10 protein-coding genes and 1 pseudogene are annotated in these 12,181 nt (G+C 69.3%); 4 read left to right on the top strand and 7 right to left on the bottom strand.

The window, feature by feature from the left end; all coding sequences use genetic code 11:
- Positions 1-72 precede the first annotated feature (72 nt).
- Positions 73-852: pseudogene (locus AB0C46_RS23550) on the top strand (transposase).
- Positions 853-985: 133 nt separating this feature from the next.
- Here AB0C46_RS23550 and AB0C46_RS23545 read toward each other — a convergent pair.
- Positions 986-1,201 carry a hypothetical protein gene (locus tag AB0C46_RS23545; protein ID WP_362830054.1) on the bottom strand — a complete coding sequence of 72 codons (216 nt, stop codon included), beginning with the start codon at positions 1,199-1,201 and terminating at the stop codon, positions 986-988.
- A gap of 338 nt (positions 1,202-1,539) precedes the next feature.
- Positions 1,540-1,698 (bottom strand): hypothetical protein, encoded by a 159-nt coding sequence (locus AB0C46_RS23540; protein ID WP_362830053.1) that lies wholly within the window; start codon positions 1,696-1,698, stop codon positions 1,540-1,542.
- A 201-nt stretch (positions 1,699-1,899) separates the two neighbouring features.
- Between AB0C46_RS23540 and AB0C46_RS23535 the strand changes: the two genes are divergently transcribed.
- Positions 1,900-2,268, top strand: coding sequence for a hypothetical protein (locus AB0C46_RS23535; protein WP_362830051.1), 369 nt, complete (start codon positions 1,900-1,902; stop codon positions 2,266-2,268).
- Positions 2,269-2,425: 157 nt separating this feature from the next.
- On the opposite strand, the gene AB0C46_RS23530 is transcribed toward AB0C46_RS23535, so the two are convergent.
- The 3 genes from AB0C46_RS23530 to AB0C46_RS23520 form a co-directional block, all read right to left on the bottom strand.
- Positions 2,426-3,001 (bottom strand): hypothetical protein, encoded by a 576-nt coding sequence (locus AB0C46_RS23530; RefSeq protein ID WP_362830050.1) that lies wholly within the window; start codon positions 2,999-3,001, stop codon positions 2,426-2,428.
- Between the two features lie 314 nt (positions 3,002-3,315).
- Complete coding sequence (locus AB0C46_RS23525; RefSeq protein WP_362830049.1) at positions 3,316-4,113, bottom strand: DeoR/GlpR family DNA-binding transcription regulator; 798 nt, start codon at positions 4,111-4,113, stop codon at positions 3,316-3,318.
- A 36-nt stretch (positions 4,114-4,149) separates the two neighbouring features.
- Positions 4,150-5,190 carry an NAD(P)-dependent alcohol dehydrogenase gene (locus tag AB0C46_RS23520; RefSeq protein WP_362830047.1) on the bottom strand — a complete coding sequence of 347 codons (1,041 nt, stop codon included), beginning with the start codon at positions 5,188-5,190 and terminating at the stop codon, positions 4,150-4,152.
- A 244-nt stretch (positions 5,191-5,434) separates the two neighbouring features.
- Between AB0C46_RS23520 and AB0C46_RS23515 the strand changes: the two genes are divergently transcribed.
- Positions 5,435-6,796: an MFS transporter gene (locus AB0C46_RS23515; protein ID WP_362830046.1), complete on the top strand. Its 1,362-nt coding sequence runs from the start codon at positions 5,435-5,437 to the stop codon at positions 6,794-6,796.
- Between the two features lie 163 nt (positions 6,797-6,959).
- On the opposite strand, the gene AB0C46_RS23510 is transcribed toward AB0C46_RS23515, so the two are convergent.
- Positions 6,960-8,321 (bottom strand): vanadium-dependent haloperoxidase, encoded by a 1,362-nt coding sequence (locus tag AB0C46_RS23510; RefSeq protein WP_362830045.1) that lies wholly within the window; start codon positions 8,319-8,321, stop codon positions 6,960-6,962.
- A 119-nt stretch (positions 8,322-8,440) separates the two neighbouring features.
- On the bottom strand, positions 8,441-9,838 hold the full coding sequence (locus AB0C46_RS23505) for a tetratricopeptide repeat protein (RefSeq protein ID WP_362830043.1): 1,398 nt from the start codon (positions 9,836-9,838) through the stop codon (positions 8,441-8,443).
- A 611-nt stretch (positions 9,839-10,449) separates the two neighbouring features.
- Here AB0C46_RS23505 and AB0C46_RS23500 point away from each other — a divergent pair.
- Positions 10,450-12,150 (top strand): allantoin permease, encoded by a 1,701-nt coding sequence (locus AB0C46_RS23500; protein ID WP_362830042.1) that lies wholly within the window; start codon positions 10,450-10,452, stop codon positions 12,148-12,150.
- The last annotated feature ends 31 nt before the right edge of the window (positions 12,151-12,181 follow it).

The following is a 12,181-nucleotide window of genomic DNA, read 5'->3' as shown; positions in this document are numbered from 1 at the left end:
CCGCCCCCGGATCCCTCAATGAGTCCAAGGGATCGCCTGCGGACATGAGACGAGGGCGTCCAACGTCGATGTATGACTAACGACCTGGACACCCTCGCAACGGCACTCTATGCCCGGATCGACGACAAGTTGAAGTCTTCGCCGTGGCTGGCGCCGTGGCGGCCTGCCGTGGGAATCACGCCCACGCTCAGTGACGCCGAGCCGATCACGCTCGCGGTCATGTCGGCGCTGCTCGGATACACCTCTGAGCAGCGCTGGCTACGCCGCGTCGGGCGGGACTTCGGCCACCCTGTTTCCCTACGTGCCCCAGCAGTCCGGCACGGCCAAACGCTCGGACCTGGCAGGCTGGGCCCAGTACGGCTACTGCGCATCACACTCGCGATACTTCTGGGGGCTGCGTCTGCACCTGGTGTGCACACTCGGCGGACTGCCGGTCCTGTTCGCACTCACCGGGGCTAAGGCTGACGAGCGCGAAAGGCTGCGCGACATGCTCGATACCGCGCCAGACGTCCTCGCCGTTCACCCCGGGCAGACGATCATCGGGGACAAGAACTACTTCGGCCGCGAGTTCGAGCACGGCCTTGCCGAGCGTCGCCTGACGTTGCTGCGGCCAGCCCGCAAGGGGGAAGCCGAGCCGGCCGGTCACACCTGTTCAAGCCGCTGCGGCAGGCCATCGAGTCGATCAATCAGACCTTCAAGGGGCAGCTAAACCTGGAACGACACGGCGGCAAGAGCCCGGCAGGGGTGTCAGCCCGGGTCTTGTGCCGGATCCTCGCACTCACAGCGGCGATCTGGCGCAACGACCAGACTGGAGAGCCCATCAAGCGGTCACTCACTGCCTACGATCACTGACCGCAACGACACCCCTTGGACTCATTCATCTAGTAATCAAGCCAGTTGAGACGTCCTTTTAGGCGAACCGCTCAACGATGCGCCAGGGGGGAGGAGCTGTGCGACGGCGTTGGTGGAGCCCCCGCGAAGCGCTTCAGCGTCGTCCGGCGAACCAGGCGACCGAGGCCACGAGCCCCGTTGACACCACGACGGCCACCTTTGCCGACAGAAGCCCGAGGCCGGGAGTCCACCACCCAACCTTCCAAGCCAGGAACCAAAACAGGCCTAAAATCAATAAGGTGCAGCCCACAGACATGGCGACGCGCACGGTGGGACGGCCTTGAGACTCTTCACTTTTTCCCTCATCCATGGGTGCGACTATAGAGAACAGATCGAAGTGCTCATCGGCCAGTTCAGCCCCTTGGCCACATCGCGGGAAGCAGGACGTGGGGAGCCGCCGGCGACCTGCAACATTGCGCAGAATCGCTTCGGACCAGGCCTAAAACCCCAGTAGTTGATGAGGCGGTGGCCGCCGCCCTCCTTGCTGCCGTGGCTGGCTTCCGGCCGAAACCCCCGGACCCCCAACTCAGGCGCTCATCCGCCAAGTGAAGCGACCACAGCTGTCCTGTGCCATCGAATCCTGAGCGGGTGCCCATGAAGGTCGAGCAGCTGGAGGGTTCCGCTCCTGGCCGTCGTCCCTTGTCCGTGTCATCCGGCCATGCCGCCGGCGAACGGCATCGTCTGCCATTGATCGACGGCCGGCATCAAATACTCCACCAACGAGGGCAGTTGTGGCACGAGCGAGAGGGAGGCGATGACCCGCAGCATCCCCACGGCGTTCACGAAGCTCAGAACGTCCTCGTTCAACGGCCTGATGCCGTTGCGCTGCGCGCCGCGGTTGTAGGCGGATTCGAGGACGGGCCCGAGAGCGGCCAGGTCCCACTCGCCAGCACCACCGGGGCCCTACGACGAGATCCTCTGCCGCGCTCCTGGCTCGACGAGGGGGCGAAACGACCGGCTCTTGTTATCGTGCGAGTCCATGTTCGAGGCGATGAGTCGGGGCCAACGATGATGCTCTATGAGCTCGGCGAGGTTGTTGCCGAACGGCAGATGAATGCGTTCGCCGAAGACGGGGGGTGTACACAGGTGGTGGTGAAGATCGGCAAGCCGCAGCCGGACACTCTGGGGGCCGGACAGGATTGGTACTGTCCCCACCAGATTCTGGGCCTGGGCAGGGAGGGCGTCGAGGCCACCTTCGGGGTCGATTCCCTGCAGGCTTTCTTGCTGGGTGTGCACAGACTCCAGTTGGAACTGGCCAAACGTGCACAGGATGCGTCCGTCCGGCTGGACTGGCTGGGACAGCCCGACCTCGGTCTGAAGGTCGACCCGGAAGTTCACAAGCTCATTCCCCCCTCCGCGGGCGGAATGGGCACCTGACCGCTTCATCACGTGCCGTGTGCGGCGCCATCGCACACCCTTCGCAGAAGAGTCGGCTCACGAGTTTGGTTCTGGCGCAACTCCACACGGCAGCCGCCGGTGTCAGCTCATGCTTTCCAGCGGAGCGACACCGGGCGGCCCTTGGCCGTGCGTCGGATCACCAGGTGTGTGCGACATCCACGATCAGCTCGTGGCCGGACTGCAGCACCCGGAACGGCAGCTTGGCGCGCACGCCCAGACCGACCTGGGTCTGGCCCTCGAAGCTCGCCCCGAACTTGGTGTCCTTGAACGTGCGGTATCCGGCGAGGTTCACCCCCGGCAGCGGCTTGCCGGCCGTCCCGGTGTAGGTCTGCTTGCCGGTCGCCGGGTCGTGGCTGGGCGCGGACACATAGATCTGCAGGATGGCGCCGCCGTTGACCGGTATCTTCTCGCCCGAGCCGTCCTGGTGGAACGTGTCGACATAGCCGACGTGGTAGCCGCGCTTGCCGGTCGCACCGCTGATGTCGAAGACCATGCGGTCGTAGCAGGCGTTCCGGCCGGTCTTGATGTTCTTCAGCGGCGCGGTGTTCGCGTCCGTGGCCGACTTGGTGCCACTGCCCCAGACGGTCGAACAGGTCGTGGCCGGGGCGGCTTTACCCACCGGGCCGGTCGCGGCCCCGGCCACCCCGGCCGTGCCCGCCACCCCGACGCCCGCCAGCACGAACGCCGCGGCCACTGTCCCCAACCGTCGCATGACTTACCTCCAGAGAAGAACCTGTGTACAGATGCGTGCGGTAGGACAGGCGCGGTGGCGACAGCGTTGTGCGCCGGCAGACTTTTGGCCGATGAAGGCGCCACGTTGTCGCGAAAGGGGAGTTATTGACACCGGCACCCGCCGGCCGGGCCGCGTCGCGGTTGCGGAGGTGCCGTCGGCTGCGGAGGTGCCGTTGGCTGCGGAGGACTCTTCGGCCGCGGAGTTGTCAACGTCCGCGGGGAACGCCGTCGGCCGGGCAGGTGCCGTCAGCCGGGCAGGTGCCGTCAGCCGGGCAGGTGCCGTCAGCCGCGGAGTCAGACGTCGACCACGTCGACCACGTCGACGCTCACGCCCTCGCGACGCAGTGCGGTCAGTTCCTCGGCCGGTGTACCGCGGTCGGTGACGACCCGGTCGTAGTGGCCGATGTCGCCGTAAGCGTGGGTGGCGGTCTTGCCGAATTTGCTGTGGTCCACCAGCAGCAGCGACCGCTGCGCACACTCCAGCACGGCCTCCTTGATCTCGGCGTACTCGCGGATCGGGTGGAAGAGGCGGCCGCCGAGCACGGACACCGCCGACATCACCGCGAGGTCGGCGCGGATCCGGCCGAGGCCGCGCAGTACGTCGGGGCCGACACAGGAGCCGAACTCACCGCGGTAGCGGCCGCCCAGGAGCGTGACGTCGGTGCCCGGCGTCTCGTCGAACAGCCGGGCCACACCGAGGGAGTTGGTGACCACGGTGACCGCTTCGGTCCGGGCGATCCGGGCCGCGAGCGGGAAGACGGTGGTCGAGTCGTCCAGCACGATGGTGCTGCCGGGCCGGATCTCGTCGGCGACGGCGGCGCACAGCGTCTCCTTCACCGGGTGGTTCACGCCGATGCGGAAGCGGGTGGCGGTCTCCATGGTGAGGCTCGGGAAGGGCGCGGCCCGGCCGCGTTCCTTGCGCAGCAGCCGGCGTTCGGCGAGCTGGTCCAGATCGCGGTGCATGGTCGCGAGGCTGACCCCGAAGTGCCTGGCCAGTTCGTCGATGCGGACTTCGCCGTGCTCGACGACATGGGCCAGTACGTCCTGCCGTCGCCGGTCGACCTCGGCCAGCGACGACCGTGTGGAAGCCATCGGGGCCGCCCCTTTCCGGTCGGACAGCGGCAGCGCCTACCGCTGCGGGTAGATGACGGCCTTCACGGCGGTCGCGTCGTGGGTGGCGACGGTCAGTGCGCTCTCGGCCTCGGCAAGACCGTAACCGTGCGAGACCAGGGAGTCGAGCCGGACCGCACCCGACGCCACCAGCGCCGTCGCGGTGGGCCAGGTGTGGGCGTAGCGGAAGGTGCCGGTCAGTTCCAGTTCGTAGTTCTGCACCCGGCTCAGCGGGAGCGGGATCTCGTCCCCGCCCATGCCGACGAGCACCACCCGGCCCGCCCGGCCCACCGTACGGATCGCCTCGCCGCTCACCGCGGGGACGCCGGAGCACTCCAGGAGGACGGTGGGGGTGTACCCGGCTTCGCTCAGCGGTGTGGCCGAGACGTCCAGGGCGGTGGCACCGGTGGCGCGGGCGAGGGCGAGGCGGTGCGGGAGGACGTCGGTGACGAGTACTTCCCGTGCGCCGAAGGCCCGTGCCGTCTGGGCGGCGACCAGGCCGATGGGACCCGCACCGGTGATCAGGACGCGGTCGCCGGGGGCGACATGGGCCTTGCGGCAGGCCCAGACGGCCACGGACAGCGGCTCCAGCAGTGCGGCCTCCTCCAGGGTGAGGGAGTCGGGGACCTCGTGGGCGAAATCCTGGTGCACGGCGAGGTATTCACAGAACGCGCCGTCCACCGGCGGGGTGGCGAGGAAGCGCATGTCCGGGCACAGGTTGTAGCGGCCCGGACGGCATTCACCACAGCTGCCGCAGGGGGTGCCGGGCTCGATGGAGACGCGCCGGCCCATCCGGCGGGTGTCGGCGCCCGGGCCGCAGGCGACGACCGTGCCGGCTGCCTCGTGCCCGAGGACGAGCGGCTCCCGTACGACGAAGTCGCCGATGCGTCCGTGCCGGTAGTAGTGCACATCCGAGCCGCAGGTCCCGACCGCCTCGACACGGACCAGCACCTCTTCCGGGCCGGGGTCGGGGACGGGACGTTCCTCAAGGCTCAGCTTCCCGGGTCCGTGCAGGACGGCGGCGCGCATGGTGGCGGGAATCCCGGATGTGGTGGTCATGGCGGGCTCACGGCTCCCTCGGGGTGTGGGGATGTGGAGGGGGCGTCGCACGCTCCGGCTCTGGACCGGTGGGCTGCCGCGTCACCCCTTGGCTTCAGCACGGTACCGCTTCTTTTTTTATCAGAGCAGTCTTGACTTCGCACAAAATGCGAGAAGACTTGCGCCGGCTCACCGTCTGCGCGACCCGTCGGTGCGCCACTCCCCTGCCCACCCCCTCGTCAAGATCCGCCCCCTTGGAGGGCCCATGAGCAGCTCCGCTCCCCGTCTACCGGCGCAGACACCGGCCGCCGGCCTCCCGCCGGCTTCCCGCCGGCGGTCCGTCTTTGCCCGGCTCGGCATACCCCCCGCTCTGACCTGGGGCTTCGTCGGAATCCTGCTGTTCATGACGGGCGACGGGGTGGAGACCGGCTTCTTCTCGAAGTACCTGGCCGACCAAGGTCTGGCCAAGGCCGATGCGGCGGTGGTCATCGCCGTCTACGGCATCACCGTGGCCATCGGCGCCTGGCTCTCGGGAGCCCTCTCCGACCTGTGGGGACCACGGCGGGTGATGACCGCGGGCTTCGCCATCTGGCTCGTCTTCCAGGTGCTCATGCTGACGGTGGCCCTGCCCGCCATGAACTATCCGCTGCTGCTGCTCCTTTACGGGTTGCGCGGCTTCGGATATCCCCTGTTCGCCTACGGGTTCCTGGTGTGGGTCACCGCGGCGACCCCACCGCAGCGGCTGGGAACGGCGGTCGGCTGGTACTGGTTCGCCTTCACCGGCGGCCTGCCGACCCTCGGCTCGCTGGTGGCCAGCGCCACGATCCCGCTGGTCGGCTCCTACCGGACCTTGTGGCTCGCGCTCGGCCTGGTGGCGCTCGGCGGCCTGCTCACCCTGCTGCTGGTGCGCGAGCCCACCGGCCGGTCCGGGCTCGCTCCGGACAGCGGGAATCCGCTGACGACGCTGGCAGGCAGCGTCTCGATCATGCGGCGCCGCCCGCGCGTGGCCGTCGGCGCCGCGGTGCGCGTCGTCAGCACCGGTTCCCAGTTCGGCTTCCTGGTCTGTCTGCCGTTCTTCTTCACCGAGACGGTCGGCTTCAGCACCTCGGCCTGGCTGCGTCTGCTCAGCGTGATGTTCGCCGCGAACATCTTCGCCAACCTGTTCTTCGGAGCCGTCGGCGACCGGCTCGGATGGCAGCGCACCATGACCTGGTTCGGCGCCGTCGCCTGCGCGGTGACCTGTCTGGGGCTGTACTACGTCCCGGTCGTGGCCGGTCCGCACTTCGCCGCCTCCGCGGTCGCGGCGGCCCTCTATGGCATCGCCCTCGCCGGCTATGTACCGATCTCGGCGCTGATCCCGTCGCTGGCGCCGCGCCACAAGGGCCAGGCCATGTCCGCACTCAATCTGGGAGCAGGCGCGAGCACCTTCGCCGGACCGGCCATCGTCGCCGTCGCCCTGGGACCGGTCGGCGTACAGGGCATCGCCTGGATCTTCGCCGTGCTGCATCTCGCCACCGCGGTCGCGATCCGTTTCCTCGAACCCGACCCGGAGTTCACCGCATCTGCCACCGCACCCGCCACCGCACCGGCCGTCGACGACACGGGGGTTCCCGCGGGCCGTCACTGACGTCGTGGGGTGGGCTTCCTGCCTCGCTCGCCGTCAGCCGGGCGGCGGGGCCGCAAGGACGGGCCGGCCGGTCCGGCACGTACGGCCAACCGGTCGGGCACGTACGGGCCGCCCGGCCGGCCGTGGTTCCCGCGTCGGAGATCGGCGAGCAACGCGGGACCAGTCAGCTCGTGCTGCCGGGCGGGCACATCGGCCGGGCCGGCGGCACGGCGGGCCGGCCTGCCGCCGGGCGCAGCGGTTGGAAGTAGTGGGTGAACGCCCAGGCGCCGATGCGGTTGCCGGCGCGGCATCCGACAACGTCCGCCGTGCGGAAGTGGATTCCGGCCCAGACGCGGGCGTTGATCATGTCCTCGTTGAACTGGTCGGCTTCTTCATAGTGGCGGGTGGTGCCGGTGAGCTCGGAGGGAACGTTGAGGTCGAGGTGGGTGGTGCCGAGGATCCCGGTCAGGGTCCGGATCACGGCGCCGGCGACGGTGGTGTGGCCGCTGAGGTAGTCGGGATGCGGTGGCGTGACGAGCAGCGGCTGCCACTGCGGGTCGGCGTCGGTCGCGGGGTTGCCGTCGGTGTCGGCCAGCCGGATGGCGGTGATCGGCCGCCAGAAGCCGTAGTGGAGTTTGGCGTCCCATGCGGTGACGACGGCGTCGGTTGCCGAGGCGTTCGCCGCGGCGAACATCCGTGCCGTCTCGGCGATGTCCAGGTGGTGCCGGGCGGTGTGGTCCCGGAACGCCGACTGGAACTGCACCGCCAGATTGCCCCCGAAGAACAGGGCGGTCTCGGTCTGTTGCGCGGTGCGGGCCGAACCGGTCTGCGCCCCCATCGCCTTCACCTCGTTCACGTCCTGGGCATAGCGGACCGAGGACAGCGCAGGCGGACCGCCGGGACGGAACTGGTCCGGGGAGGTGAGCAGCAGGGGGCGCAGCGTGCCGAGCCAGGGGTCGATGAAGGGCAGGTGGGCCGGCGGGGTGGGCCGCCAGACACCGGGCGCGGGCGCGGCGGTGAACTCCACCGGTGCGAACCGACCGTCGTCTTCACGCAGCTCGATGAGGTGGTCGGCGGCGCGCTCCCCGAAGGCCACGCCCTGCCGCTTCGCCCTGCCGTCAGGGATCTTCGCGAGCGAATCGGCGTACGCGGCATCGAGCGGCGCCTGGGAGGCGGGGAAGTAGGTGAGCAGTACGCGGTGTGCGGCGGTCACCGCCGCCGCCTCGGGCGAGGCGGTGGCGGGTCCGCGCGCCCGCCACTTGTAGGGGGCGTAGGTGCGCTGGATGCCGACCACGGCGTTGTAGACGGCGGCCGAGACGAACCCGTGCCAGATGACCACCTGTCCGGAGGGGCGGGTGGGGCTGAGGTTGGCGCTGATGGTGTCGGTGGCGATGACGTTCCAGTCGCGGATCGCCGCGGGGTCTGCTGCCGGCGGCCGCTGGCTGTCGGCGGTGGCCGTGGGGCCGGCCACCGCCGTGATGACGAGTAGCAGGAGTGCGGTGACGGCGCCGATGGCTGCTCGTCTGCCCGAACGAGAAGTATCCATAACCGACTTAACATCCATACGGGTGAACGGTCACGCCTCCGCGCCGCCGGGAGTGCGCACGCCGGCGCGCGTCCGCACCCCATCCGGCCCCCTCCCCCAGGTGGTCCGGCCGCCCGGGGTCACTCCGGCTGACGCTGTGCGGCGGCGCGTTCGCGGGCGGCCGCGGCGCGTACCGGGTCACCGAGATGTTCCTCCAGCCGGGCCTTGGCCGACCAGTTGTACGGGCAGATCGGGCGCAGTTGGATACGTTCGCTGAGCAGGGTCCGGGACAGCTCGGTGCGGCCGGCCCGGATGGCCGCCTCGACGAGGGTCCGCTGGATCGCGTCCCGTTGGGCGTGGCTGCCGCCGAAGTGGTGCAGCCGGTGGCGGACGGGCAGCAGCAGATCGGTGGCCCGGCCGTAGTCGTGCTGTCCGTAGGCGATCAGGGCGCGGCAGACGGGCAGTCCGATCTCGGCCGTCATGGCGCGGTTCGACCCGCTGGGCTCCGCCGCCACCCAGCGCTGCCGGTCCTGGACCAGGCGCCGCGCCCGGGCGACGCGCCCCGATCCCACATAGGCCATGACCGCGTGTGCGTCGTTGAAGGCGTAGTGGGGGCCGTCGTGGCGGCTCTCCCAGGCGTCGGCCAGCCGGGCCCACCGTGCGCTCTGTTCGTCCTGTGCCAGATACAGCCGCCACAACAGGGCCGCGGCGTCGAGCAGTTCCATCGCGACACCCGCCGCCCCGTCGTGGTGGAGCGCGGAGTCATAGATCTCCAGTACCCGGGCGGTGTCGCCGGTCTCCAGTGTGTAGAGGGCGTAGTGCCACCAGTTGTGGACCGTGAGCAGGCTGCCCTGTGACCAGTCGGCGGTACGGGCGTCCAGAAAGCGGATTCCGTCCGTGAAGCGCCCCCGCATCTCGTAGGTGTGCACCACGCTGTGAATTCCCCACACATCGCCCGGATGCCGGGCCAGCGCCGCCAGTCCGACCTCTTCGGCGCGTTCGTAATGGCCCGACTCCTCCAGGCCGAACGCGTACATACCGAGCAGCGGCCCATGGTGGGGGTCGTCCTCGTCCCAGGCATCCAGGGCGCCGCCGACGCGGTCGCGGAGGCGCGCGGCGTCCCCGGTGAGGAAGTCGTGCTGGTGCCCTGCGAAGAGGGCCAGCGCATCGCGCGGGTAGGCGATGGTGAGGTCACCGAGGATCCGGCCGGCACCGTGCACATCGCCGTCCAGCCATGCCGTTGCGGCCGCGAGATGCATCCGCTCCCGAGGCGCCGGCCCCGCCGTGTCCAGTCCGGAGCAGAAGCGGGCAAAGCTGTCGCGTGCGGCGGCCGCGTCCTTCTCCTCGGTCCCCAGTACGCCCAGATAGGCGGCAAGCACCTGGCCCAGCACCGAGCGCGGCGCGGCGGCAAGTACCGACTGCGCTGCCTCCGCGACCCGGGGCCGGAAGAACAGCAGGTCGTCCAGAGCCTGTTCGTAGTGGCCAAGGGCCTCGGCGCCGGTGTCACTCATCAGATGTCCGTGGCGGTCCGCTGTCATGGTGGCTCCTGCGGGCTGAGTGCGGTGAGGGAGTAGGGAGGTGACGGCAGCTTCACCCGGTCACTGTCCGGGACGGCTGTCCGCCGACCACGAGGGTGCGGCGGCAACGGCCGTCCCGCAGCGTGAAAACGGGGGCGCGGAGCCGGTGCCCGTAGCCCCCACCTCGATGTCGGGTCGACGCTGCCGCCAGGCCTCTATCCTTACCCGCTTCACGACGGGAGCCACGGCGGAAACGTCCGGTTCATCTGGGAAGACGTTGCGGGAAACACGTGCTGCCTAATGTCCCCGCCATGGACACAGCACCGGATGCGCCGGCCGCGGCCTCGCTGCGCCGGTCGGCGCGAGTGCTCCACGGCAGGGACCGCCGGGAGCCACGCGGAACGTCGCCGCACAGCCGGAGCGGGACGAGGGCGCGATCGTTCGAAGTCCCGGCCGCACGCCGTCCGTTGGCGGCCGGACCGGCAGGGCCAGGGCATCACACCGTCCGGGTCTGAACCACCTCATACGCATCACCGCGCTCCCGCTCCGCCAGCGCTGTCGCGCGGGACACGGCCGCCCCTGCCGTGGGCGAGGTATGGACCGCATTCCCCTTGCACCCCAGGAGGTCCGGCATGAGTGTCGAACCACGAGTGACAGCCCCCGACAGCAGCCGGCGGCCCCCGCACGCCGAGGCGCCCACCGAGGCCCCCACCCCGGCGTCCCCGGCGCCCGCCGACAGAGCGGTCAACGAGACGTTGGAGGACTACACCCTCCGGTTCGCCCCGCGCAGTTACCGCCGGTGGACACCGATGGTCGTGGCGACCACGGCGCTCGGCGGCATCGCGTACATGGCCGACTTCTCGATCGGTGCGGGCATCGGGCTCACCCACGGCACCGGGAACGCGCTGGCCGCGATCCTCGTCGCCGCAGCGGTCATCTTCGTCACCGGCTTCCCGCTCGCCTACTACGGGGCGCGCTACAACATCGACCTGGACCTGATCACCAGGGGCTCCGGCTTCGGCTACTACGGCTCGGTGCTGACGAGCGTCATCTTCGCCAGCTTCACCTTCATCTTCTTCGCCCTCGAAGGCTCGATCATGGCCCAGGGCCTGAAGCTGGGCTTCGGTCTGCCCCTGTGGCTGGGCTATGTGATCTCGACGTTCATGGTGATCCCGCTGGTCATCTACGGGATGAAGGCGCTCAGCAAGCTTCAGGTCTGGACGACCCCGATCTGGCTGCTGCTGATGGTGGGCCCACTGGTCTACCTGGTCGCCACCGAGCCCGGTACGGTGCACACCTTCCTCTCCTATACGGGAGCGCACGGCGACGGTGGCATCAGTGCGGCCTCGGTGCTGCTGGGCGCGGGCGTGTGTCTGTCGCTGATCGCGCAGATCGGTGAGCAGGTCGACTATCTGCGCTTCATGCCGCCCAAGACCGAGCAGAACAAGCGTGCCTGGTGGACCGCCGTCGTGATGGCCGGGCCCGGGTGGGTGGTGCTCGGCGCCCTCAAGCAGGCCATCGGGGTCTTCCTGGCCGTCTACATCCTCGCCGAGGTGGGCCCGGCCTCGGCCACCGAACCCATTCAGCAGTTCACCGGCGCCTTCGCCGCCATGATGCCGTCCTGGCTGGTCGTGCCGCTGGCCGTGGTTCTGGTCGTGATCAGCCAGATCAAGATCAACGTCACCAACGCCTACTCCGGTTCGCTGGCCTGGACGAACTCGTTCACCCGGGTCACCAAGCATTACCCCCGCCGGATGGTGTTCGTGCTCGCCAATCTGGCCTTCGCCCTGATCCTGATGGAAGCGGACATGTTCAGCTTCCTCAACACCATCCTCGGGTTCTATTCCAACTGCGCCATCGCCTGGATCGTCACCGTCGCCACCGACATCATCGTCAACAAGTACCTGCTGAAGCTCTCCCCGCACGCACCCGAGTTCCGCCGCGGCATGCTCTACGCGGTCAACCCGGTGGGCGTGGTGGCCTTCATTGCCGCGTCCGGACTGTCGATCGCCATGTACTTCCATGCCCTGGGTGACACGCTCCAGCCGTACTCACCTGTCGCGGCGGCCGTGATCGCCTTCGTCGTCACCCCGCTGATGGCGGTCCTGACCAAGGGCAGGTTCTACTTGCGGCGCACCTCCGACGGGATCAACGCTCCCCTGTTGGACCCGGAAGGCAACCCCAGCTCGGCCACGTTCCGGTGCCATGTGTGCCGGCAGGACTTCGAACGTCCGGATCTCACCGCCTGCCACAACCATGGCGCGATGGTCTGCTCGCTGTGCCTGAGCACCGACCGGACCGGCGTCCATCTGCTGCCCGCGGAACAGGCCTGAGGCCGCGGCAGTCCGGCCGCCAGGGTGTCAG

It is taken from the genome of Streptomyces sp. NPDC048637 (assembly GCF_040650675.1).
Classification (GTDB): domain Bacteria; phylum Actinomycetota; class Actinomycetes; order Streptomycetales; family Streptomycetaceae; genus Streptomyces.
This window is presented reverse-complemented; position numbering and strand designations above follow the sequence as displayed.